The sequence below is a fragment of the Paenibacillus sp. BR2-3 genome, from assembly GCF_046529485.1.
Taxonomy (GTDB): Bacteria; Bacillota; Bacilli; order Paenibacillales; family Paenibacillaceae; genus Paenibacillus_AQ.
On the sequence record NZ_CP126311.1, the window covers coordinates 2,768,368 to 2,792,260 of the forward strand.

Consider the following 23,893-nt stretch of genomic DNA (forward strand, 5'->3'; position numbering starts at 1 on the left):
AAACCATGTATAATAAATGATCAATCAACTTAGTAAAGGAGTACATACTGAAATGAGAGATGACCTCTGCCGGATTGGCATTATCGATATAGGTTCCAACTCCATACGCCTTGTAATTTACGATACAACACCGGAAGGCGGATACAAAATCATCAAGGAGTGTAAAAGCTCTGCCCGCCTAAGTGAGAAGATCACCAAGGAAGGCAGGCTGGAGCAGAAGGACATGAAGAATGTAGTCCCGGTTCTGCTGCAGTTTAAGGAAGTGTGCCAAGCCTTTGGTGTTGATAAAATCAGAGCCGGAGCTACGGCTGCGATTCGCAATGCGGCCAACTCGGGAGAAATTATCTCTTATTTATCGGATGCCTCATCCATACCTATCGAGGTGATCAGCGGACATCAGGAGGCTTACTTCGGATTCCTTGGAGTCATTAACGCCTTTGATGTGGTAGATGGATTCGTTATTGATATTGGAGGCGGCAGTACGGAGATCACTTTATTCTGTGGACGGCGCTACCAGCATAGTATTTCCTTTCCTTTCGGTGCGGTCAATACCAATGTCATGTTCGGGCTGGGCGGTAATTGGAACGGGGAACAAATACGAAAGCTCCAGGCTTATGTAACCGGTCGTCTGGTGGAGCATTCCTGGCTAAATGAAGGAAGAGGTCTGCCACTATACGGACTCGGAGGTACACTTCGTTCGTTAGGTAAACTGGATCAGAAGCAGCGTGATTACTCACTGCAGAATTCGCATGGGTACACCTTGTCCACAGGAACTATCGACCGTTTCATGAATACATTGCCGGAAATGCCTTACGACAAGCGTAAGGATCTGGACGGCTTGTCCAAGAGCCGGGCGGATATAATCGTATCCGGACTGATTATTTTTCAGACCGTGTACCAATACATCGGAGCCAGCAGCGCAGTGATCAGCGGGGAGGGGCTTCGAGAAGGAATGCTGCATGATCTGCTTGAGCCTAAGGAGCCGGTGCGTGACAGTGCGCTGGAATATAGTCTAAGTACCATTTTACGATTTGATATCGGTACCTCTAAGCGTCATTTGAATCATATCTGCAAGCTGGCCCACAATCTCTTTGCTCCACTCAAAGGGGAGGGCAATACCAAGGAACAGGAAATGCTGATCTATGTGTCCATTATGCTGCATCGGACCGGTTCCAATATCAACTATTATCAATCCAAACGCCATACGCGCTATTGGCTGATGAACTCACCCATTCGCGGGCTTACGCACCGTCAGCTGATTCTGTGCGCCATGATCGCCTCGTACAGCACAAAAAGCCGGAAGCAGAAATTGTCCACAGCACACAAGGACATTTTGCTGGCTTCCGACGAAGAATGGATTCATAAGCTGGGCACACTGGTCCAGTTGAGTATTGCACTGGACGGTAGTGAGACCGGGGTTGTTAATGATTTGGACGCTAACTTACGCGGCAACAATCTGGATATTGAACTTAAAGGCGTCCACAGGCTTCTGCTGGGAGTGGAAGACATAGAGAACGCCCTCAAGGCATTTAAGAATGTTTGGGATTTGAAAGTGAAGCTCGACTTCCCTTCCATCGCTTAACATCCATCGCGGCAAACTGGCTCCGGAAGGGGGCCTTTTTGTCGTCCGGCCGTTCGTAATTTCCATTAAATTGTAGGAAGCTGGACTTGACATTATCCTTCAGAGACAGCTCCAGGATCTTGATAATCTGCTTGCGGATGTTGCCGTCCAGTACGGGACACATCAGCTCAATCCGCCGGGTAAGGTTGCGGGTCATCCAGTCCGCACTGGATAAATACACTTCAGGCTTTCCGCCGTTCTCGAAGTAATATATACGTGAATGCTCCAGGAACCGGTCTACAATACTGCGAACGGTGATCCTTTCGCTGAGTTCTGCTATCCCCGGACGCAAGCAGCATACGCCGCGGACGATCAGATCAATATTAACGCCGGCCTGAGCCGCACTGTACAGATCGTCTATCACTTGCTGATTGGAGAGAGAGTTCATTTTGGCTATAATCCGTGCGGGCCTTCCGGCAGTGGCATGCTCGGCTTCCCGCTGCATGAGCTTTTGCAATGAAAGACTCATGTTGGTCGGCGCCACAATGAAGGAATTCCAGTGATAATTCGCGGAATAACCGGTCATTTGGTTAAACAGCTCTGACGCATCCAGCCCGATTTGATTATGGGAGGTGAACAGACTAAGGTCTGTATAGGCTTTGGCTGTATTGTCATTATAATTCCCCGTGCCTACATGGACATAACGGCGCAGCTCCGTGCCTTCCTGGCGGACGATCAGCGTGATTTTGGCATGGGTTTTGAGTCCGACCAGTCCATAGACGACGTGACAGCCTGATTGCTCAAGCTTGCGTGCCCAGGCGATATTCCGTTCCTCATCGAATCTGGCCTTGAGTTCAACGACAACCGTAACCTGCTTTCCTGATTCAGCTGCATTCGCGAGTGCCGATATCAGGGGGGAGTTACCGCTAACCCGGTAGAGTGTCATTTTGATCGCCATGACCTGGTCATCCTCTGAGGCTTGAATGATAAAATCGGTCATTGCGTCAAAGGACTCATATGGATGATAGACAACCACATCGCGCTCACGAAGGACTTCGAAGAAATCCTCATTCTCATCGAACTCCGCCGGATAGACAGGCTCGATAGGAGGGTAATTCAGATAGCTGAACCCTTTCAGGCTGCCGGCGAAATTCCGCAGGAATCCCAGATCGAGCGGACCCTCGATTTCAAATACGAATTCGTCGATTTCAAATTCGGCCTGCAGCTGCTCCAGCGCATACGGGTGAATGCCCTTTTGTACCTCAAGACGAGCCGGGACACCCCGCCGTCGCTTACGTAATTCTTTTTCGATCTCCTCCAGCAGATCCTCGGCACCTTCCTCGTCAATCGTCAGGTCGGAATTACGGGTTAAGCGGAACTCATTCACGGCAACAGGCTCATAGCCGCTGAAGAGCGTCTGAATATGCTGCCTGATTACATCCTCGATAAAAACAAACTGTCTCTTTTTACTGTTGGAACGGTGCGGAAGCGGGATACAACGCGGCAGGCTGGCAGGGATCTGCAGGATTGCGAAATAGGGCTCCTCTTCATGATTGTTTTTACGAAGTACAACCGCCAAATAAATAAACAGGCTGTGAACGAGCGGAAAGGGCCGGCTCTGGTCAACTGCCATTGGGGTAAGTACAGGATAAATAATATCGCGGTAATACTGTTCCGCAGCCAGTTTTTGGGCATGGGTTAAATCCTCGTAATTCACAAACACAATGCCTTCCTTGTACAGAAGCCGGGAAATCTCCTTGAACGTCCGGTACTGGTCCGCAACGATTTTGGTGACACGTTTAATAAGCCGCTTGTACAGACCGGATGGAGTGTAGCCGGTAAAATCCATTTTGGAATAGCCTGCACGGATCTGGTCCTGAATACCCGCTACGCGCACACTAATGAATTCATCCAGATTACTGGATACGATCGCCAGAAATCTGGCCCGCTCCAGCAAAGGATTCTCCGGGTCCTGCGCCTCTGCCAGTACGCGCCGGTTGAATTCGATCCAGCTCAAATCCCGGTTCAGGTAAGCAGTCGCCGGAGTGATTTGGTGATTATTCTTTTTCTCTTCTTCGCTCATGGAACCTCCAAGGTTGACTCATTATCTTATGTTATCTATCCTATTCTATTATTCTACTATGTGCCAAAGGAACAATTGTTAACTCTTTGTAAAATTTCGCTTAAAAAAACCTCTAGTTATTGCGAAGTGGTAACAATTTCTTGTGCATAGGTTACAAAATTGTGATATATTCAGCTATGTACATAGTACAAGAATATCCCGTGCGTGTGAAGGACAGCCACAAAGTCCCCCGCCTATCGTTAGAAGGAGGTCATTATTTAATTTATGAAGCTCAAATTTTCAGCATTCAAAGCCATTACTGCCGTTCTAGGAATCAGCGTACTGCTGCATGCAGTGCCCGCGCAAGCGGAGTCCATACATATTACAAAAGAAGGGAACACTTTTTACAAATTGTCGAAGCAGTATGGTGTTAAGCTTGATGATCTGATGAAGGCCAATCCCCGTGTTGAAGCTCTTAATATGACTACCGGACTGAAGCTGATTATTCCCGGCAAAACGAAAGTCGGAGCAGCTGTGAAGGCAGAAACGGCTAAGTCCCAGGTGATCACAGCCAGTCTGAATGTAGAGCCTGGAGCCAACATTGTGGAAGCTTGGGGCAAAGTATTCAGCTACGACAAAACATTACGGGTCAAGGCCACCGCTTATTCCTCTGCAGCCAGCGAGAATGGCAAATGGGGCGCAGTCGATTACTTCGGAAATCCGCTCAAGCTTGGGACGATCGCCGTTGATCCCAATGTAATTCCACTGGGAACCAAGGTTTTGGTCACCGGACACTCACATCCAGGGCTTCCTAAGCTTGCCTTTTTAGCTACGGCTACGGATAAGGGCAGTGCCATCAAAGGGAATAAGATAGACATCTTTATTCCCGGCAGTCAAAGCTTCGTTTCAGAATTCGGTTTTCAATCCGTAGAATTATATGTTATCCAATAAGCATAGAATTGCAGCTCCACTTGAACTTAGTGGGGCTTTTATTTATATGGGGAAATGTGAAGTAATTCCGGTACTGTTACGAAGGTGTAACCGCGCTCCCGCATGTAGGAGATCACTTCGGGGAGAGCTTGAATGGAACCGCCAAGATCACTTCCCCGGCCGCCACCGCCATGCTGAAGAATGATAGATCCTCTACCGGCCTGTGAAAGAATATTGGCCTTTACTTGCGTCTTGGACAGACTCCTCCAGTCGAGTGAATCTACATTCCAGTTGATCAGCTTATATCCGTTAGCTTTTGCCCATCTCAGCTGAGCTTCACTAATATCCCCGTAAGGCGGACGGATTAATTTGGGCTTATAGCCCGCTAAAGGTTTAATAATATTTTCTGTATGGATAATTTGCGACTTATAGGCATTCATTCTTAGCCTTGTGAATTGGGAATGATTATAGGAGTGGTTTCCGATAATATGGCCTTCTCTTACCATTCGGGTTACCAGCGCGGGATATCTCTGTGCACGGCTGCCTACCACAAAGAAGGTAGCTTTGATATGATATTTATGCAGAACATCAAGCAGCTGCGGAGTAAACCGGGGATCGGGAACATCGTCAAAGGTGAGCGCTAATGCCTTGATCCGCGGGCCCCTCGTCTTTATAGTTTCCGGATACTTACGCAGCAGCTGGCTTATGGTCAGACTCTTTTTTTTCAGCCTCTTTTTTTCATGCAAGGTGGATGCAAAGCTTTCTGCGGAGACGGGTACAGCTCTGGAAGACGGGGGAGGAAAGCAGGCGATAATTGAAGTAATCATCAGAATAAACAATACTTTTCCCAATAATTTGTGTGACATCCCGGTTCCTCCTTAAAGTGTTTTAACCGTACCCTATTCTTCGTTGTTATCCCCCGATTCGGGCGGAAGTATGCCTAAAGCTGAGTTCTCCGGTAAACATTTCTTGTAGCCGTTAATGAGTGTATACTAATGAAATGGGATACTTATCCTGGTGCCATTTATATAGAAAACGGGAAGGATGAAGAAAAAATGACGAATTTATTCACACCGTATGAATTGAAAGGGTTGACGTTAAAGAATCGGGTGGTAATGCCTCCAATGTGCCAATATTCAGTTGAAAAACAGGATGGCATCCCCACGGACTGGCACTATGTTCACTATGTGAGCCGTGCCGTAGGAGGCACAGGTCTTATTATTGTAGAGATGACCGGTGTACACCTGGATGGACGCATAACCAATCAAGATACAGGGATCTGGAGCGACGATCATATAGCGGCTTACCGCAGAATTACAGACGGTGTTCATGCAAATGGCGCCAAAATCGGAATCCAGCTCGGCCATGCCGGTCGCAAGGCGGTGGACGCAGAGCCTCCTGTAGCGCCTTCAGCCATTCCGTTTGATGAGAATTCCAAGACACCTGCTGCATTGACCCAAGAGGGTATCGCTGAAATGATAGAGGCCTACCGGGAGGCAGCACGGAGAGCGGTTCAGGCCGGTTTTGATACGGTGGAGGTTCACGGCGCTCATGGATATCTGATTCACCAGTTTCATTCCCCGCTGACAAATGTGCGAGAGGATGAATACGGAGCCGATCTGGCTTTGTTTGGTGAGCAGGTGGTTAAGGCGGTAAAAGAGGTTCTGCCTGCGGATATGCCTTTGCTGATGAGAATATCGGCTAAGGAATATGTGGATGGAGGATACGATGCTGACTACGCACTTGAATTCTGCCGCCGCTATAAGGCTGCTGGAGTAGATATGTTCCATGTTTCCTCCGGGGGCGAAGGGCCGATCGGTTCCAATGGCGGACCCAATGCGGGTCCAGCCTATCAGGTGGATTTGGCGGAATATATCCGGAGCGGGCTGCAGGTGCCTGTAATTGCCGTAGGCCGGCTTGAATCTTATCAAGAGGCTGAGTCCATTGTTAAGGAAGAACAAGCAGAGCTGGTAGCCGTCGGACGTGGTATGCTCAGCGATCCTTATTGGACACTACACGCCGAAGAATCGCTGGTTGGTGCACCTAACGTGCCCAAAGCTTATGAACGCGGCACATGGAGAAGAAAGTAGAGTTGAATTACTGTGAAATATGTCACAGATTTTAAGCTCCTTCTAAGGCATGGTTAATAAGATAAAATTTGAAGGAGCTTGATAACGTGGGAACGGTTATAAGTAACGAGCGGCTGACAGATGGAGTATATCACCTCAATGTTGAAGGGGATTATGGTGGCCGAATAGGGCAATTTTACATGCTGCGTGCATGGGGCGCTTATCCGATCCTGTCGAGACCGGTTAGCATACATGCTGTGAATGATAATGGAATTGAATTCCTGTACCACGTCGTAGGTGAGGGTACAGAACTGCTGTCCCGATTGGAGCAGGGTGATGCCATTGGGCTGGAAGGACCTTTCGGTAACGGATTTCCTGAAGTAGAAGGAAGAGTTGCTCTTGTGGGCGGAGGCATTGGTATTGCTCCGCTTTTATATTGCGCGCGCGAACTCCCAAACTGTGACGTATATTTGGGCTTCAGCCGTGAACCTTTCCGGACGGAGGAATTCCGTTCTCACGCCGCCAAGCTGACGGTGGATGTCGGCGGATTGATTTTAGACAGTGTTGACTTTTCGGAGTATGATCATGTCTTTGTATGCGGTCCCCATCCTATGCTCAAAGCAGCCCAGTTAAAAGGTATCTCTGCAGAGTCGGCAGGAAGCAAAACCAATGTTTACCTGTCGCTGGAGAACCGGATGGCCTGCGGCATTGGTGCATGCCTGGTATGCAGTGTTTCCTGCCGGGACGGGCAGCGTAAGGCCTGTACGGACGGTCCGGTCTTTTTGGCGGAGGAGGTGCTCTTTCATGATTAATTTGAGCGCAGCCATTGGTACGGTGAATTTCAAAAATCCGATCGTGATGGCTTCCGGCACCTTTGGCTTCGGACGTGAATATGGCAAACTGTACGATGTGTCCAAGCTGGGAGGAATCTCCGGTAAAGGACTCACCTTAAATCCGAAAGCGGGTAACGCCGGAATCCGTGTATATGAGACGGCTTCGGGTATGCTGAACAGTGTCGGGCTTGAGAACCCCGGTGTGGCAGCCTTTTTGGAGAAAGAATGTCCTTACTGGGAAACCCTTGATACGGCGCGAATTGTTAACCTGGGCGGGAATACGCTGGAGGATTATGTTCGGGGTGCGGAACTGATCCAGGAGGATGCAGAACTCAGGGAACGTGCAGGGAACAAGGCTGTGGATATGATTGAACTGAATATCTCCTGTCCAAATGTGAAGGAGGGCGGCATAGCTTTTGGCGTCAAAACCTGTGCTGCCCAAGAGGTGGTTCGGGCTGTGCGCCGGGCAACGAAGCTGCCGCTGGCGGTCAAGCTGTCTCCGAATGCTGAGGATATCGCCGAAATGGCATACATGTGCCAGGTGGAAGGTGCAGACGCTGTCTCGCTTATTAATACGATTTCCGGTATGAAGATCGATGTGCGCCGGCGCAGCAGTGTGTTCAACAATCTCTATGCGGGACTTTCCGGACCTGCGATCAAACCGGTGGCGCTGCGTATGGTTCACCAGGTTGCGAAGAGAGTTACTATTCCTGTAATCGGCATGGGGGGCATTACATCAGCAACCGACATTATCGAATTTATTATGGCCGGTGCGACGGTTGTGCAGGTGGGAACCTATAATTTCATGAATCTGCGGGCCGGAAGTGAGCTTGTTGATGAGCTTGAGCAGTTTATGATCCAGGAAAATATCAGCACATTGGACGAAATTCGCGGAATTGTGTAAAATTCGGGTTAATATAATGAGGAGGGGAAATAACCTTTGACTTCGCCGTATGTTCAACCGGATGATATTGAGGTGTCCGCTACGGTTGTCGGCCGGGATATTTTGCTGCTCATTACCGGAGGTGTCCGGCATATCGGTGCCGCAAGCACCGCATATGTGGACGGAGAAAAGATTGAAGTGTTAACCTCCGCCGTGCCTCATCATAAAGAGCATACCATCAGCGAGGCCATCGCGATCCGGGTAGCTGAAACGCTGCGCCGGACAGTGACCGTAGTTATGGGCATTCATTATGATGACCTTACGAAAGAAGGCATTATGGAAGTCGTGAGGATTGTGGACGAAAAGGTTAATCAATATTTAACGCAACAAATTTGAAACGATAGTGACACACCTGCGTAAAAGATACCAAATGAGCTTTTCAAACTATCTTTTGGAGGAATGAACCATGTCGATTTTTAAAAGATTGCGTGATTTAACAATGTCCAATGTGAATGCGATTATTGACAAAGCAGAAGACCCGATTAAAATGACTGACCAATACATCCGCGATATGACTGAGGACTTGGAGGATGCCGAAAAAGCGGTAGCTGCCCAAATCGCCATTGAAAAGAAATTCAAGCAGCTGTACGAGGAACAGGAAGCGCTGGCGAATAAGCGCAACCAACAGGCACATGCGGCAGCCCAGGCGGGTAATGCGGAGCTGGCACGACGTGCGCTGGAGGAGAAAAAGTCCGCTGAAGCGAAGCTTGCAGAATACAAGAACAGCTTCGAGCAGAATAAGGCTTCCGCAGATAACCTTCGCGGCAAGCTGGAAGAGATGCGCAAACAGCTGACCCAGATGAAGAACAAGCGCGAGACGCTTGTTGCACGATATAATGCAGCCAAGGCGCAGACAGAAATCAACAAAGCGATGAGCGGATTCAGCTCCGATTCGGCAACTGCCGGACTTAAGCGCATGGAAGACAAGATGCTGCAGGCAGAAGCTCAAGCCGAAGCCAGCAATGAAATGAGCTCCGGCAACAAGTCACTGGATGATGAATTCGAGAAGCTGAACAAGGATCAGGGTGTGGAAGACGAGCTTGCTGCCCTGATGAAGCAATACGAGAAACAATAACATACAACTTGAGCTGGCAACGGCTTTGGGTTTACAAGGCGAAGGAGAGACAGCAGCAGCGTTTCTCCTTCGCCTTATCTATGCAGGAAAACTGAATAAGCGGAGGCTAAATGCAGTGGATATCCATATTCTGGTTTCCATGATTGTCTGGACGGTTTGCGGTACGTTACTGCTGTTTGTGCTAATGTATGTGGATTCGCTTTTTACCCGATATCACGATTTGGAGGAAATGAAGAGCGGCAACCTGGCGGTGACTATCCGCCTCGTGCTGAAGCTGCTTGCGCAGGCTTACATATTATCCTCATCCATTTCCACCTCCAGCAGGCTGGGCGAAGCGCTGGTTGTCTCTGTAGTCTCTTTTGTTCTTTTGCTTATCCTGGAAGGTACAGTACGCCTCCTGCTGGGAAAGTGGGGGAAGCTGGATCTGGACCACGGTACACAGCAGGGCAAAATCGGTTACGGGCTTTTCTCCGGTTCCCTGCATATTGCCGGGGCGTTAATCATTTCAGCTTTTTTATAATTGATGATTTATAGAAAGGTTGGTTAATCATGAGTATTTGGAAACGTATTGGCAATCTATTCTCCAAACCTGAGCCTCCGGCCGTTGAAAAAAGCATGCTCCAGCTGGCTCCCGGAGACATTTGCGAAGTATCCCTGGTGACCTATGAGGTGACTGGGCGGACCCATAACCGTGGGCGTAATGCTGTAGTACTAACACTCCGGGATGGAGTTCATATTTCTTATCTGCATATTGAAGAGCGTGAACAGCTACAATATGGATTGTATAAACCGATCGACGGACGGCTGGATAATCCTGCTGAAGTACCCACCACGATTGAACTGGATGATCAAGTATTTTTCCTGGAGGAAGAATATGAGGGTCATGTTGCCGTTGTTGGGCAGACTCCCTTTATGAACGGCGGGGATCAGCATGTGTGGCAGTATCAGAGCGATGACTACCGTCTCCTGCGGGTAGAATGGCAGAACGGACGGTTTATGCTGTATGAAGGCGAGAAAGTGATCCCGGGCGATGTAAGGGTGATCCGGGCTTCCTAGGAGAGGGTGTTTATGGAAGGCGTGTCTTCACGCTGGCTAAAAATCATTATAGTGCTTGGACTGCTGGCTTCTTTGCTTAGTGGGTGCGGTGCTCCTAACGTAAAAGAAAGCTACCCGCTTGAATCCGTAAACCGTGACGGGAATGCGACTTCTTTTGTCTACAGAGCTAGCGATCAGTCGGTTACAGAGGTAGCGGAGTCATTATCCGCGCAAAAAATGCCGGATCAAATCTCACCTGCCAATGATGAGCGAATGTTCCTCGTATACGGCAGCCAGTGGTACCATTTGCAGCAGGACCCTCAGAAGCCTGAGGATACACTGGTTGAAGTCAATTCAGAAGAGTATGTGCGGAATAATTATGACGCAAGCTTTCTGCAGATGTATTTGACTGCAAGATTGATTGGCAGCCTCTTTAATTCCGGGTATGGAACGGGATCTTACCGGGGTTATGGCAGCAGGGATATATACAAGCCAAGCCAAGGTTCGTACCGCATGCCTACCGAACAGGACAAAAAAATTGCCCCACCGATTACAGTAGTACGGCAAGGGTTGGTCTCACGCCGGGGTAGAAGCGGGAGCGTAACCGGAGGGACAAACGGCTCTGATAACGGCAATACAAAAGGGAGCATTTCACGCGAAAGGGGCGGCTCCGGTTATTTTGATGCCCCCCGGCAGAGAATAAACAAGCCCCAAACCCGGTACCGAACCGGCAGAATCGGCCGACGGGGCAGGCGTTAAAGGAAAATAGAAGGATCGATTTGGGACGCGATCATTAAGATTGCGTCTCTTTTTATGAAATAATTGCGAACATATATTCTCATCTGTTATAATTGGATTCATATAAGCGGCGGAGCGATGTTTAGGTTCAGGGAAGTCCGTGTTAAAATAGTTCTGTTGATCCAGCACAGGAAATGGAGGTCTACTATGACAAGAAATCCGGATTCAAGGGATGATAAATTTCAGCGCAGGGCCCTGCAGGTTAAAGAGGCTCAGGCCAGAGTGATCCAATATGCAAATGCACTTGATCTTGAGGAGGTGCCGCTAAGCCAGAGCTGCGGGCGTTACTTGGCAGAGGCTGTTATAGCACCACACCCCTTTCCGGCATTTAAGCGATCTGGAATGGATGGTTATGCTCTAATTGCTGCGGATACAGAGGAATGTGGCAGTGAAAATACAGTCTGGCTGGAGGTAGTGGATAATATCCCGTGTGGAGCAGTGCCTGCGGTGGATGTTACCTCAGGTAAAGCATCACGGATTATGACAGGAGCTCAGGTGCCTGAAGGCGCGGATACTGTTATTATGCTGGAGGCCACAGAGAGCCGAGTAACGGATGGAACTTCATATGTGGGCATCCGCAAGACACAGGAGGCTGGACGAAACATTACGCCCCGCGGTTTGGAGCTAAGCCAGGGCGATCTTGTTCTGCCTGCGGGGGGTCTCATTTCCGCCGGAGAAATTGCAGTTCTGGCGGCCTTTGGCGTACATACCGTTAAGGTGCGCCGCCGGCCTAAGGTTGGCATTTTTGCAACAGGAACTGAACTCCTGGAGGTGCATGAGCCGCTGCAGCCCGGCAGAATCCGCAATAGCAATTCCCCTATGCTGGAGGCCCTCGTAAGAGAGGCAGGCGGAGAGCCTATCATGCTGGGAGCCATTGTCGACGATTTGGAGCTGGCCAGGAGCAAAGTGCAAATGGTATTGGAATCATACGATTTTGTGATCACAACAGGCGGAGTTTCGGTAGGCGACTACGATATTATGGGCGATTTGATAAGCGAGCAGAGCGGGGACATGCTGTTCAATAAGGTAACGATGCGCCCGGGAAGCGTAACTACGGCGGCGGTTCGCGGAGGCAAGCTGCTGCTAGCGCTCTCCGGCAATCCGGGAGCCTGTTTTGTCGGGTTTCAATTGTTTGCCCGTCCGGTGATTGGCCTGATGCAAGGGGCATCGAAGCCATATCTGCCGGAATGGACGGCTACGCTTGGTGAGGATTATCCTAAAGTGAACAACTTTACCCGCTTTGTGCGTGCGCGTCTGGAATTCCGGGAGGGAAGTCTCTATGCATTTCCGGCCAAAATTGATGAGTCCTCTGTTATGGTGACAATCAAAGACAGCAATTGCCTCATTATAGTGCCTCCGGAGGAGCGGGGGTTAACCGCTGGAGCGAAGGTTAAGGTGATCAAGCTCCCGGGAGATATTCAGGCGTAAAGCATAGGTGGATACATTTAAGACAAGATTGAGGTGAATAAAAGATGAGATCATCTATACAATCGAATAGTTCGCGTAAATCTGCCGTTTGCCAGTTCGTTGGTTACAAAAACAGTGGCAAAACCTCTTTAATCTGTGCATTAATCCCGCTGCTGCGGGAAAAGGGACACACAGTAGCTGTCATTAAGCATAGTCATCACGATATTGAAATCAACCATCCTCAGACAGATACGTGGAGGCAGAGTGAGGCTGGAGCAACTGCAGTTGCTATAACCAATGGAACCCGGACGGCGAGGATTGAAGAACAGGGAATCGGACTGCCAGAGCTGGTGAAGTCTTTTGAAGGCTATGATTATATTCTGGTCGAAGGGTTCAAAGCTGAGCATTATCCCAAAATGGTTCTGATCCGGAATGAGGAGGATTTGGCTCTGCTGTCATTAACAGCAGTATCTTCAGCAGCGTATTGGGAACAAATGAAAGATTCTGTAGCCTTGCATAAGCCTAAAGGTATGCCGCAATTTAACATCAACGATGTTACGGGCATCGCTAACTATTTGCTATTATTGACCTAATTTCAACATATGAGAAATTCACAATAGAAAACACAAAAAATTACCGATCTGCTATATGCTATGTTTTCACAAACCCCGGTCACAAAGAACGGCGGCCCAGACCGCTCCAATGAGGGGCAGAGACCGCCGCTTTATTTTCAATACATATTTCAAGGCTCCAGACGGCGCTCAATGGCATCTGACATGGTTTTGTCAGTAAGATGAGCGTATACCTCGGTGGTTTCGGTGGAAGCGTGGCCGAGCTGTTCCTTTGTTTTATAAATATCGTTCTGCAGGTAATAATCCGTGGCGAACGAGTGGCGCAGCTTGTGCACGGTAAGATACGGTTTGCCAAAACGCTTGGCGTACTTAATGGTCATTTCCTGAATCGCCCGTTTGGTCATGCGTTTACCTTCGATGTGACCGTTGGGTAAAGCAATGAACAATGCCTTTTCTTTCTTGGGCGTTTTGTAGCGGGTTTGCCGCAGACTTAAATAGAGTGACAGATCATCCTTGGCTTGTTCACGGAAATATACCGGTGTTTTGAACGTTTCGTCGTTATGTCCTTTCCGGAATACGTATAACAGCTTGTTGCCAAAATCCAGATCATCCACATTGAGATTTACGACCTCCGACACGCGGAGGCCGGAGTTGAGAATAAGACTAACGATACAGGCATCTCGCTCCCGGTTTTGCTGAAAGGAATAGAAGGCCTGCTTATTGTTCTGTACATCCATCCCGTAGCCTTCCAGAATGTAACCGACAAATTCCAGCAGCTCATCCTCTTCCAAAATCTTTCCTTTGAGCTTCGCGGCGGTGTCCTTAGGCTTGTGTATACGTTTGATCTCTACCTTGGCCATGATGTTCCGTTTAAGCAGTGGATAGAAGTTTTCATCCTCGGCAATCTGGCTTAGGTAATGAAATAAAGAACGCAAAGCGGACAGCTTGCGGGAAACTGTAATTTTGGTATTGGTTCCATCAATACGGGTCATCAGATGCAGCCTGTATCCGACTACACTATCCATATGAAGAGTCTCCAGATCATGCAGGGTCAGCTCGGTGTTGTTCGCTGCTTGAGTGAGTCCTTCCGCTCGCAGCCAGCCGAAAAAGGATTCATAATCCCGAACATATTCCAGCAGGGTAGAAGGAGAGAGATCAGGCAGCTTATAATCAATGAATTGCTGAACAAACCAAGGCATGTCCGGCAATTTTTGGTCAAGCTTCAGACGGTCGCTGTGTTTTTGAATACTCATGACGGTTTCACCTTTTTCATAATTAGCATAATGTCTCCTCTATATTATCACGTTTTCATCCATTGACGCTTCGTTGAAGCTCTGATCTTTGCCTCGCCTTGCTCCTAAAGGGACAAAGTTATATCATGTGATGTATACGTGATTTCAGACAGAGGTGGACTATGGAACTTAGAATCGAGCTGGTGCCCAAAGAACGGAAGCATGTGATCAGCAGACTAATGCAGCTCTATTTGTATGACTTTACCCGCTATTTGGATTTCGATGTAGACCAGGAGGGGGTATTTCCATCTTATCCTGGATTGGAAGCTTATTGGCACAGCGGAAATAACAAATATCCGTACCTTATTATTGCGGATGGGAATCTGGCCGGGTTTGCTTTGATCGACCGTATGCTTCGCAATCCTGAAGGGCAGTTCTATATGACCGAGTTTTTTGTGATGCAGAAATATCGGCGTACAGGCGTAGGTACCTGGGCTGCACACAAACTCTTTGATACGTTCCCCGGTGATTGGAAGGTGTCGCAGGTTCGGGCCAATTCACCAGCCCGCAATTTCTGGCATCGGGTGATTGACAGCTATACGCAGGGGAAGTTCCAGGAACGGTTTAATCCGATGCAGGGAAATCCAAGTCAATATTTCAATTCATTTGAAGCAAATCGACTTAAAAAATGAGGAGAGCTGCTTGAGTTTATATTCAATTAATTCATTATAGGGGATGATGACTTGTATTTACCGACTTTTATGCTAACAGGGAAAACCGCACTTGTAACGGGTGCCGGAAAGGGAATTGGACGCGCGCTGGCAATCGGTCTGGCGGAGGCCGGCTGCAATGTTGCACTTGTATCCAGAACATTAAGTGATTTACAGGAAACTTCAGCCTTGATTTCGGAGCACACCTCAGCACAAAGCTATTGTTATCCAGCGGATGTCAGTCAGAGAGATCAGATGGAGGAAGTGTTCTCACGCCTTGCCGCAGATGCCGGACGACTCGATATCCTTGTTAATAACGCCGGGATGAACATTCGGACACCTGCACTTGAGGTTACAGATCAGGAGTGGGAGACCATTGTTGGCACAAATCTAAAGTCGGCACTTATTGCTTCCCAGCTTGCTGCCAAAATAATGAAAGAGCAGGGTGGAGGCAGTATTGTCAATATCTCTTCCGTAGCGGGTCACACGGCTCTGCGCACAGGCGTTGTATATGGATCGACGAAGGCCGCTCTTATTCAAATGACCAAAAATTTGGCATTAGAGTGGGGTGACTACGGCATTCGGGTAAATGCGGTTGGTCCATGGTATTTCCGTACGCCTTTAACGGAAAAACTGCTGGCTGATGAACAGTATCTGAAACGAATTCTGGACCGCACTCCGCTGGGGCGTATCGGTAATCTCGAGGAGCTCGTAGGTCCAGTTGTCTTCCTGTCTTCCGATGCGGCTAATTATGTTACAGGACAGACATTATTGGTGGATGGCGGTATGAGTATATTCGGCTTCTGATGAAGCAGGTACCAGCGCAACTATTTGCGGTTTCCAGCGTCTGGTAATCGAGGTGGTTGTGCATGAATAAGAAGAAGGCGAAGTCGGTACGACTATTCGAAGAGGATATCACGGATTATGACGGCTCAGGACGATTTTATATAGTGGATGGTAATGAACTGGACACAGAGTTTTTGGTGTTGCCGCTTGGACTCTTTATGCCTGACACGATGATGCGTTTTGACTGGAATGGCGGTACGGCATGGGGGACTGAAGACAAACGAAATTACATCACCCTTATTTCAACACCTGCATCCGCCGATCTGCCAACCATCACTGGTGCAAACGAATCTTTAACTAAATATAAGGAATATATGGGGAGCTTTAGGGATGGAGACGGCACTGTAGACCTTTTCTCTTTTGTGGCGAAAGGGAAACCTTATCTGGCCGAAGTCCGGACGAGTGCAGATGCACGTGAGCAAATGCTTCCTCTTTTTACGGATATGATTTCGGATATTCAGGTACTGGAGAAGAGAGAGCCCCTGATTGGCGGTGTATTCGTCAAGGTTCCCGAAATTCTACTCTTTATTCACCGATTGTAGTACGAGGGCTGCAACACTGGGTAGACAATAATTACATTTACCGGTTTGAAGAGGTCATCTATGATGGAATGCCGCAAGATTCCAAGCGCGTTAAGTTTAACGCGCTATATGAGCGCATGACTCCGGAAGGCTTTTATTCTGAACAGGCCTTTACCATTTCTTTACTGCGGAATAAGCAGGGGGAATGGAAGATTGCCGATATTGACTAGAACTGACTTTATACAATGCAGAGGAGTGCGCAAGGATACATGGCGGAGCTAAAACGATTCGGATTTGGATTACAGGCGTTAATTATACTTGCTTCACATGCAGAACAATGCTCCAGTGAAGAGATTGCCGAGCATATCCATTGTGAGCCTACCGCTTTACGCAAAATATTATCCCGGCTGACGGAGAATGGTTTAGTAGAGGTGAAACAAGGCAGAGGCGGGGGATATACCCTGGCAAAGCGTCCAGCGGATATTAATCTGGTAGAGGTATATCACTCGGTACATAGTCAATGCCCGCAATGGGATCGTATGCTGGATACAACAGGTGAACATATGTTCGGTAATAAGATGCGCGACTCCTTCGGAAAGATCATGTCGGATATTCATACACAGGTGGATCAAGTGCTGCAATCGTATACTATTGCGGATTTAATGGAATGAGTTTTTTTGTATTAATCTGTGCTGAAAAGTGCACATATCCAATGAATCACTAGAATACAGAGATGAGGCTTGATAATGGCATAAACCACCGCCCTATACACAAAAAACTGTAAATATAGCAATTACTCTGCTCAGTGCCCTACTGGGAGGTGCTCTGTTCATGCTGCTTCATCTGCCGCTTCCCTGGCTGCTTGGGCCTATGCTTGCGTCACTCATAGGTTCCAATACAAAGAAAAGGTATTTTGAGTGGCCCGGAAGGTTCAGAAACACCGGGATGATTATCGTTGGTTATACCATCGGATTATCGTTATCCCCTCCCTTATTATTAATGCGGCCCAACTGATGATCGGTATTTATGTCGGACTGCTGCTGAATCCCGGAAAGCTGACACATAAACTTCGGACAATCCTCCTGGCAATTGCAAGCAGCATTGTACTGATCGCAGGCTGTCTATGGTGGCTGGATTTCATCTTTTCCGAACTTTTTTTATTTTTTTCGCTGTCCCGCCTTTATTTAAAATTATTTTTAGAGTAAAGAAAACGAGAACAGTGGAGGTGACATAATAAATATTATGTAAACTAAATCTGACGGATATAAAAAATGCAAAAAAAATCCCAAGCTTAGGCCTAAAACAGATTGACTTGTGATACAGCAAAATATATATTTAACAGTGTTCAGATGTTGAACGTCGTTAAAAGATGAAATGTATACTATATAATATGAACTGGAAAAAAGACAACAGAGTGAGAAGTAACGGGAGGGGAAGTTTGGAACTGTAGGAGCGATAGCGATCGCCTTTGTCTCCGGATTTCATCCGCGAAAAGCGGGATAATCTAAGAAATTTGGAGACAACAGCGGCCGGAAGTCCAAACATTCCCCGTAGTTACGGCCGACTCCTTAAAGTAAAATTTCTAGTTCATTTTATATAACTGAATGAAAGGGGGCCACAGGCATGACAACCGAAAGCAGAAAAGAACGTGAACGTGAAGAAATGAGGACACTTATTCTGGAAAGTGCAAGCCGGATTATTGCGGAAGAAGGTATAGAAAAGCTTTCCATTCGTAAGATAGCCAATATAATCGAATATTCGCCGGGCATCATCTATCACTATTTTCAGGGGAAAGAAGATATCGTAGAGCATGTACTGCAAAAAGGCTATCAGCAGATGGTTTCCGGTATACGAACTGCGCAGAGTGAGGGTATGAACGATCAACCTGCCTTGAAGCTAAAGCATTCGTTACGGCAATTTATTAATATGTCCATTGCAGAAGGAGCCCAATACCGGAACGTTATGTTAAATGAATCCCCTGCTGTGCTAAGACATACCGCTGTATTATTTAGGGGGGCTGCGCAGGAACGGCCAGCAATCGGTATGCTATGTCAGAATCTCCGCCAATTTCAGCATATGAAAGACAAGGAAGACGCTTATGTTGAACGGACAGCCCAAGTGATTTGGAGCTCCGCCTTTGGCTTAATTATGCGATTGACGGTGGAGAAAGACCTCCCGGAAGAGCAGCGGGAAGCTCTTATCTCTCACTATCTAGATGCGATGCTGGCTATTGCTGAAAGAAATGGGAACTGATTTCAAATCATGGGGAGGAAGCTTTCAATGAAGCATATTAAAACAGTTGTAGTGCTGGGCCTAATGATTATTCTCTTATCAGCCATAGCAGCAGGATACGGGTTATTTTCCAGCGGCGGGTCGGGAGAATATTCATTTACGACGATTCGGGGCGAAACCGTGCAAATTGACGGAAAGGGGATCTATGCCTACGATTCTGTATCCATGGCTGCACAAGCCAGAGCTCAGGATGCGGTTACACTGTTCTTGGGTGTTCCTCTGCTGATTTTATCCTTAATTTTGACTGTAAAAGGGTTAATAAGAGGCCGGCTGCTGCTAACGGGAACCTTGGGATATTTTTTATATACCTTTGCGTCCTACTGTTTTTTAGCAATGTATAATTCCATGTTTCTAGTGTATGTCGTGTTGTTTTCGGCCTGTTTTTTTGCCTTTATATTAACGATGATGTCCTTTGATAAGCGTATGCTGCCTGTTTACTTTAAAGAAAGCCTGCCTGCCAAGTCGATTGCTGTTTTTCTCTGGTTCATTGCCTTCGCCATTGCCATGTTGTGGCTGGGTAAGATTGTGAATCCGCTCACAAAAGGATTGATTCCGGCGGGGTTGGAACATTATACTACGCTAACTATTCAAGCATTGGATCTTGCCATTGTAGTTCCGGTAGCCGTTGTTACAGGATTATTGGTGATCCGCAGACAATCGTTCGGTTATTTGCTGGCGGCAGTAGTTATTGTAAAAGGAGTTACGATGCTGACTGCCATTTCGGCTATGCTGGGTGCAATGATTTATGCGGGAGTTAAAGTATCACCTGTGGAGACAGCGATATTTCCGATTTTTAACGCAGGAATAATTGTATGTCTGGTCATTTTATTGAGGAACGTTAGGGAACCTGGTAAAGAGGAAATCATCCTATAGCCGCATGAAAGGAGAGGTTCAGAGTGAAGACAATTATCGTCTATACCACCAAATACGGATGTACTGAAAAAGCAGCCTACCTGTTGAAATCAAAAATGGGTGGGGAGGTTGATGTTGTTAATCTGCTGCACGCCCAAGTACCCCCGCTAACGACATATCATAGTGTTATTTTTGGGGGATCGATCTATTACGGAAAAATTCAGAAGGAAATGACAGCTTTCGTAAATAATGCAATGCCTCAATTGGTCTGTAAACGGATAGGTCTGTTTATATGCGCCGGATCGAAGGAGCAAGCCGCACAAGAGCTGCAGTCGGCATTTCCGATAGATCTGCTAAAGCGGGCGTCTGCATCTGAAGTGTTCGGGGATGAGATTTATTACGATAAACTGAGCCTGATGGACAAATTCATTATGCGGATTGTAAAAGGGAAAGAGAAGTCGGGAACGGGACTCTCAACCACAACCATTGAGAAATTCGCCCATGCTATGACGAACCCCATCGATAAAATGTAAAAGGCTTAATGAGATAATTTCATTATATGAAAAATTCACAATAAAGAACAATAATATTCCCCCACTTATCTACTTATTGCTTATTACTATCAACTCCACACTCTCTAATTCAGATACCAGGTTAAAAGAAGCTAAATAACACACCTCTCCAGTCACATACAACTCATTCTTATACAAAGATAAAGGGTTTTAAAATCAGGGAAACAAACTATAATGTGGGTTTAAAGGAGAAGGGTTTGTAATGACTGGTAAGAAATTATTTAAAATAGTGGGGATTAGCTTTATAGCTATACTAATTCGTTCAATGTTACAACTTATTATACCCTCAACAAATCAGACGGTATTGCAGCAGAGTGTATTTGCCAGGAATGGTACTTTACCTATAGCTTTTATGATTTATGGTACAGCAGCATTTACTGCACTTACTCTTATTTTTATTTTAATTCATAGAGGCATGGGTGGTGGGAGAATATCAAAAGGTTATAAAACAGGCTTAATATATGCGGTGGTATGGACGGTATTCTTGGTTGAGCCATTGCCGCATGGTTCTACTATTGATTTAATTACTTATCCTTTGGCAGACGGCGCTGTACTTTTAGTCTTAGGATTATTGTCAGGAAGATTTTTATCTGAGAGCTCGACAAAGAAAAAACATAAATTAACTGTTAATTCCATATGTAATATTTCAGTTATTACTTTGATATTTACAATGGGTAGAATTATTCAGTATAAGGGATTTCATATTTATTCTATGTTTGAACAAGCACAAGGGAGAACGCTTATATGGGTTATCTGTGCAGGTGTTATTACAGGAATTATGTTTGAATATTTAAATTATACGATTCATATTAAAAATGTTTTTACAAAGTCTATAATATTTGGAGGAGTTATTTTTGGTATTGATTTATTTTTCCGTAACTTTTTTCTGCCACTTGTTTTAAAAGTAGACATTCTGGATTTAAGTATAAGAACTGCAATGGATATTGTTTCTGTAATTATCGGTTGTCTGATTATAAATGTTAAAGAAAGCTCAAAACTAAAATCAGCTGTTGACCATTCTTGAATAAAGCCACTGTCTTTTCCCTACAGTGAGCCTTCTGTGTGCAGTAATCAGAAAGGGAAGTCCCAAAGCGGCAGATAAAGCCAGCGGGATAAAGACGGCGGGGCCGTTATGAGCGCCGAACTGGTCCAGCAGCAATCCGCCGAGAATAGGAGCCATAACATTCCCAAGGTTATTAAATCCAATGGTTCCAAAGTAGGTGCCCTTCATTTCCGGATTAGCGATCCGGTCGATCAGCATATCCATCATGGTAAAGAGCAGCACTTCACCAATAGTGAACAGCACGACACTGAACATAAGCAGAACAATCCCTTCAGCCAGTCCGAACAGCAACAGGCTCATCGCGACGCAGATATTCCCAAGAATCAGAGGAACAAGCGGCGGAAAATTACGGGCGGCCCGGACAATAGGATATTGTACTACAAGCACTGTCACAGCATTAAGCGATAGCATATAAGAGAATACTTTCCCGCCATCGGCAAAATGAGTGTTTAGCGCCAAATACTGAGCCAGTGTAGAGCTGAAATGACCATAGCCCAGAACACAAAAAACAGTTCCAATCAAGACGGGCAGAAAGACACGATCCCGGCCAGTTGTTGCCAGGGCTTCACGTAATCGTGGAGCCTTGGATTTGGAACGAGTGGGCAGACTGGAACGGTGAAGCTTAAACTGCAGAAATAGCACCAGACCGTAGGCGATGTAGACAAAACCTGCAATCAGAAACGGAAAGGTAGACTTGGCTGAGCCGAGCTGCAGGCCTATGATCGGACCAAAAACAACCCCCAAATTAATAGCCGCATATCTCAGATTAAACACCAAGAGCTTACGGTCGGCAGGTGTAATATCGGATAAAAGCGCCCGTGAAGTCGGTTCAAATACAGCCCGGTATAATCCGTTCAGCGTATTCACCAGGAAGAAAACCCACAAATGCTGAGCTGCGGAGAAACCGAAAAACACACCGGCCCAGCCGAAAACAGAGATTAGCATGACGATTTTGCGGCCCAAGACATCAGAGATATATCCTCCATAAAAGCTGACCATAACTCCAGCCAGTGAACTGACGGCAACCGTAATCCCTGTTTCTGTGGGAGAAGCACCGAGTACTTGAGTTAGATAAATCGATAAAAAGGGGATGCTCATGGAGGTCCCAGACGTCCGAACATCGTGCCGATGATAATGGTCCAGGCTAAAGGATGAATGTGGCGTAAATGCTGATTCATAAAGCGGCGGAATGCTACGGCAACAGCGAGGAACTGATCGGCAAGGTTCTCGGCGGACGCCGCAGCGACTATTATCTGTTTACTAAATGCGGGCATTCTTCCGGATTGGATTATCCCGATTGGGATCTCTTGATGCTGGAAAAAAGCATCGACCGCAGTCTTAAGCGCCTGAAGACCGATTACGTGGATATGATTCACCTGCACAGCTGCAGGGAAGAGGTTCTGCGAGAGGGTGGAGTTATCGAAGTGCTTCAACGCGCCAAACAAGCAGACAAAATCCGCTACATTGGTTATAGTGGAGATCGAAAGGATGCACGCTATGCGGTTCAGACCGGGGTTTTCGACAGTCTGGAGACATCGGTTAACATTGCCGACCAGGAAGTGATTGATTTGACGCTGAACGAGGCGATCAAACGGAACATGGGCGTAACCGCAAAGCGGCCGATTGCCAACGCCGCTTGGACTTTTGAGAGCATGGGGGAGACCGAATATCCTTATATTTACTGGAATCGCCTGCGTGATCTCGGATACGGGTTTCTTGCGGACAACCAAAATGGTGTAGAAATCGCCCTGCGGTTTACACTCAGCACTCCCGGAGTGCACACGGCGATTGTCGGCACCAAAAACCCGGACCGCTGGCAGCAGAATGCGGCTTTGCTTGAGAAGGGCCCGCTGCCACGAGAGCAATATGAGGAGATCCGCAGCATCTGGCGCAGTACAGCCGGACCGGACTGGGTAGGTCAGACCTAAATACTTGCGACAACTAAACTGCAAATTAAGGAAACATTGATAATCTGAGGCGTATGTTATAGTGGTTCCTACGTAATGCAGTATTCTTAATATTAAGCTTTAATGCATAAAGCAGGGAGGATGAACACCATTCTCCTTGCTTTTTTTTGCATATACCGCAGATTAGTCGTAGCGTATGATTTCTGCAACATTTTTGCTTATCAAGCGTCTATTTAATCGGCGACAAAGCTTTCAGTGATTAATGCCCAACCATTAACGCTCCATTGTTTAGCTTGCTTCTTTCCCATGGCATTTCTTGCATACATTAATCTTCTCGCCCAACGTTCCTTTACCGGTATACAAAAGCTTGATGCGTGTGCTGCCGCAGATCGGGCAAGTTCCCCTGCTCCGGGACGGCATACGCCAAAGAGCTTTTCCACGCTTGTTTTTAGCCATAAATGATCCCACCTTCGCCAACCTCTTTTCAAGTATCTTATGCAGTTGGGCAGAGATAGTTTCATGCATGGCATGTACAGCTTTGAAGGATCAATGAACGCGGGAGGGCAGGAGGGCCTTTTATAAGTAAAATTCCCATAAGATTCCTCTGTACGAC

Annotated in this window: 28 protein-coding genes and 1 pseudogene; 24 read left to right on the forward strand and 5 right to left on the reverse strand. The window is 47.1% G+C overall.

Annotated features, from left to right (window positions below):
- Nucleotides 1-52: 52 nt before the first annotated feature.
- The gene (locus tag PaeBR_RS13215) at nucleotides 53-1,582 is read left to right on the forward strand and encodes a Ppx/GppA family phosphatase (protein ID WP_410511053.1); all 1,530 of its coding nucleotides are present in this window, start codon (nucleotides 53-55) and stop codon (nucleotides 1,580-1,582) included.
- On the opposite strand, the gene ppk1 is transcribed toward PaeBR_RS13215, so the two are convergent.
- Nucleotides 1,530-3,644, reverse strand: a complete 2,115-nt coding sequence (gene ppk1 / locus PaeBR_RS13220) for a polyphosphate kinase 1 (RefSeq protein WP_410511054.1) — start codon at nucleotides 3,642-3,644, stop codon at nucleotides 1,530-1,532. The two genes, PaeBR_RS13215 and ppk1, sit on opposite strands and share 53 nt — an antisense overlap.
- A 264-nt stretch (nucleotides 3,645-3,908) precedes the next feature.
- Here ppk1 and PaeBR_RS13225 point away from each other — a divergent pair, with 264 nt between their 5' ends.
- The gene (locus tag PaeBR_RS13225; protein WP_410511055.1) at nucleotides 3,909-4,574 is read left to right on the forward strand and encodes a 3D domain-containing protein; all 666 of its coding nucleotides are present in this window, start codon (nucleotides 3,909-3,911) and stop codon (nucleotides 4,572-4,574) included.
- 38 nt (nucleotides 4,575-4,612) lie between these two features.
- Here the strand turns inward: PaeBR_RS13225 and PaeBR_RS13230 are convergent, their stop codons facing one another.
- Nucleotides 4,613-5,419: a polysaccharide deacetylase family protein gene (locus tag PaeBR_RS13230; protein WP_410511056.1), complete on the reverse strand. Its 807-nt coding sequence runs from the start codon at nucleotides 5,417-5,419 to the stop codon at nucleotides 4,613-4,615.
- Between the two features lie 189 nt (nucleotides 5,420-5,608).
- Between PaeBR_RS13230 and PaeBR_RS13235 the strand changes: the two genes are divergently transcribed.
- The 10 genes from PaeBR_RS13235 (at nucleotide 5,609) to mobB (ending at nucleotide 13,306) form a co-directional block, all read left to right on the forward strand.
- Entirely contained in the window at nucleotides 5,609-6,643 is a 1,035-nt protein-coding gene (locus PaeBR_RS13235; protein ID WP_410515176.1) for an NADH:flavin oxidoreductase/NADH oxidase, read from the forward strand.
- Between the two features lie 86 nt (nucleotides 6,644-6,729).
- Nucleotides 6,730-7,434, forward strand: a complete 705-nt coding sequence (locus tag PaeBR_RS13240) for a dihydroorotate dehydrogenase electron transfer subunit (protein WP_410511057.1) — start codon at nucleotides 6,730-6,732, stop codon at nucleotides 7,432-7,434.
- Entirely contained in the window at nucleotides 7,427-8,359 is a 933-nt protein-coding gene (locus PaeBR_RS13245) for a dihydroorotate dehydrogenase (protein ID WP_410511058.1), read from the forward strand. Before PaeBR_RS13240 ends, PaeBR_RS13245 begins: the two co-directional genes overlap by 8 nt.
- A gap of 36 nt (nucleotides 8,360-8,395) precedes the next feature.
- Nucleotides 8,396-8,734 carry a hypothetical protein gene (locus tag PaeBR_RS13250; RefSeq protein WP_410511059.1) on the forward strand — a complete coding sequence of 113 codons (339 nt, stop codon included), beginning with the start codon at nucleotides 8,396-8,398 and terminating at the stop codon, nucleotides 8,732-8,734.
- 70 nt (nucleotides 8,735-8,804) lie between these two features.
- Complete coding sequence (locus PaeBR_RS13255; protein ID WP_410511060.1) at nucleotides 8,805-9,473, forward strand: PspA/IM30 family protein; 669 nt, start codon at nucleotides 8,805-8,807, stop codon at nucleotides 9,471-9,473.
- Between the two features lie 139 nt (nucleotides 9,474-9,612).
- Entirely contained in the window at nucleotides 9,613-9,993 is a 381-nt protein-coding gene (locus tag PaeBR_RS13260) for a DUF350 domain-containing protein (RefSeq protein ID WP_410515177.1), read from the forward strand.
- 29 nt (nucleotides 9,994-10,022) lie between these two features.
- Nucleotides 10,023-10,529, forward strand: coding sequence for a DUF4178 domain-containing protein (locus tag PaeBR_RS13265; RefSeq protein WP_410511061.1), 507 nt, complete (start codon nucleotides 10,023-10,025; stop codon nucleotides 10,527-10,529).
- Nucleotides 10,530-10,541: 12 nt separating this feature from the next.
- The gene (locus tag PaeBR_RS13270; RefSeq protein WP_410511062.1) at nucleotides 10,542-11,267 is read left to right on the forward strand and encodes a DUF4247 domain-containing protein; all 726 of its coding nucleotides are present in this window, start codon (nucleotides 10,542-10,544) and stop codon (nucleotides 11,265-11,267) included.
- Between the two features lie 186 nt (nucleotides 11,268-11,453).
- A complete protein-coding gene (glp, locus tag PaeBR_RS13275; RefSeq protein ID WP_410511063.1) occupies nucleotides 11,454-12,734 on the forward strand; it encodes a gephyrin-like molybdotransferase Glp in 1,281 nt (426 codons plus the stop codon).
- A 44-nt stretch (nucleotides 12,735-12,778) separates the two neighbouring features.
- A complete protein-coding gene (gene mobB, locus PaeBR_RS13280) occupies nucleotides 12,779-13,306 on the forward strand; it encodes a molybdopterin-guanine dinucleotide biosynthesis protein B (protein WP_410511064.1) in 528 nt (175 codons plus the stop codon).
- A 149-nt stretch (nucleotides 13,307-13,455) separates the two neighbouring features.
- Here the strand turns inward: mobB and xerS are convergent, their stop codons facing one another.
- Nucleotides 13,456-14,538: a tyrosine recombinase XerS gene (gene xerS, locus PaeBR_RS13285; RefSeq protein ID WP_410511065.1), complete on the reverse strand. Its 1,083-nt coding sequence runs from the start codon at nucleotides 14,536-14,538 to the stop codon at nucleotides 13,456-13,458.
- Between the two features lie 161 nt (nucleotides 14,539-14,699).
- Between xerS and PaeBR_RS13290 the strand changes: the two genes are divergently transcribed.
- From PaeBR_RS13290 to PaeBR_RS13340, 11 genes are all read left to right on the forward strand, one after another.
- Nucleotides 14,700-15,209 (forward strand): GNAT family N-acetyltransferase, encoded by a 510-nt coding sequence (locus PaeBR_RS13290; RefSeq protein WP_410511066.1) that lies wholly within the window; start codon nucleotides 14,700-14,702, stop codon nucleotides 15,207-15,209.
- A 51-nt stretch (nucleotides 15,210-15,260) separates the two neighbouring features.
- Nucleotides 15,261-16,034 carry an SDR family NAD(P)-dependent oxidoreductase gene (locus PaeBR_RS13295; RefSeq protein WP_410511067.1) on the forward strand — a complete coding sequence of 258 codons (774 nt, stop codon included), beginning with the start codon at nucleotides 15,261-15,263 and terminating at the stop codon, nucleotides 16,032-16,034.
- A gap of 62 nt (nucleotides 16,035-16,096) precedes the next feature.
- Nucleotides 16,097-16,615: a hypothetical protein gene (locus PaeBR_RS13300; protein WP_410511068.1), complete on the forward strand. Its 519-nt coding sequence runs from the start codon at nucleotides 16,097-16,099 to the stop codon at nucleotides 16,613-16,615.
- A gap of 68 nt (nucleotides 16,616-16,683) precedes the next feature.
- Nucleotides 16,684-16,824 carry a hypothetical protein gene (locus PaeBR_RS13305; protein WP_410511069.1) on the forward strand — a complete coding sequence of 47 codons (141 nt, stop codon included), beginning with the start codon at nucleotides 16,684-16,686 and terminating at the stop codon, nucleotides 16,822-16,824.
- Nucleotides 16,825-16,863: 39 nt separating this feature from the next.
- Nucleotides 16,864-17,265 (forward strand): Rrf2 family transcriptional regulator, encoded by a 402-nt coding sequence (locus PaeBR_RS13310; protein WP_410511070.1) that lies wholly within the window; start codon nucleotides 16,864-16,866, stop codon nucleotides 17,263-17,265.
- 115 nt (nucleotides 17,266-17,380) lie between these two features.
- Nucleotides 17,381-17,608, forward strand: coding sequence for an AbrB family transcriptional regulator (locus PaeBR_RS13315; protein ID WP_410515178.1), 228 nt, complete (start codon nucleotides 17,381-17,383; stop codon nucleotides 17,606-17,608).
- Nucleotides 17,512-17,799, forward strand: coding sequence for an AbrB family transcriptional regulator (locus PaeBR_RS13320; protein WP_410511071.1), 288 nt, complete (start codon nucleotides 17,512-17,514; stop codon nucleotides 17,797-17,799). The genes PaeBR_RS13315 and PaeBR_RS13320 overlap by 97 nt, the downstream gene beginning before the upstream one ends.
- A 418-nt stretch (nucleotides 17,800-18,217) precedes the next feature.
- Complete coding sequence (locus PaeBR_RS13325) at nucleotides 18,218-18,847, forward strand: TetR/AcrR family transcriptional regulator (protein WP_410511072.1); 630 nt, start codon at nucleotides 18,218-18,220, stop codon at nucleotides 18,845-18,847.
- A 27-nt stretch (nucleotides 18,848-18,874) separates the two neighbouring features.
- Nucleotides 18,875-19,759 (forward strand): hypothetical protein, encoded by an 885-nt coding sequence (locus tag PaeBR_RS13330; RefSeq protein WP_410511073.1) that lies wholly within the window; start codon nucleotides 18,875-18,877, stop codon nucleotides 19,757-19,759.
- A 23-nt stretch (nucleotides 19,760-19,782) separates the two neighbouring features.
- Nucleotides 19,783-20,271 carry a flavodoxin domain-containing protein gene (locus PaeBR_RS13335; RefSeq protein ID WP_410511074.1) on the forward strand — a complete coding sequence of 163 codons (489 nt, stop codon included), beginning with the start codon at nucleotides 19,783-19,785 and terminating at the stop codon, nucleotides 20,269-20,271.
- 241 nt (nucleotides 20,272-20,512) lie between these two features.
- Entirely contained in the window at nucleotides 20,513-21,334 is an 822-nt protein-coding gene (locus tag PaeBR_RS13340) for a hypothetical protein (RefSeq protein ID WP_410511075.1), read from the forward strand.
- On the opposite strand, the pseudogene PaeBR_RS13345 reads toward PaeBR_RS13340, so the two are convergent.
- Nucleotides 21,314-22,551 (reverse strand): annotated as a pseudogene (locus PaeBR_RS13345) (MDR family MFS transporter). The gene PaeBR_RS13340 and the pseudogene PaeBR_RS13345 overlap by 21 nt on opposite strands.
- On the opposite strand from PaeBR_RS13345, the gene PaeBR_RS13350 reads away from it, so the two are divergent.
- Entirely contained in the window at nucleotides 22,540-23,301 is a 762-nt protein-coding gene (locus tag PaeBR_RS13350; RefSeq protein ID WP_410511076.1) for an aldo/keto reductase, read from the forward strand. The pseudogene PaeBR_RS13345 and the gene PaeBR_RS13350 sit on opposite strands and share 12 nt — an antisense overlap.
- Before the next feature lie 267 nt (nucleotides 23,302-23,568).
- Here PaeBR_RS13350 and PaeBR_RS13355 read toward each other — a convergent pair whose 3' ends face one another.
- Nucleotides 23,569-23,736 (reverse strand): hypothetical protein, encoded by a 168-nt coding sequence (locus PaeBR_RS13355; RefSeq protein ID WP_410511077.1) that lies wholly within the window; start codon nucleotides 23,734-23,736, stop codon nucleotides 23,569-23,571.
- Between the last annotated feature and the right edge of the window lie 157 nt (nucleotides 23,737-23,893).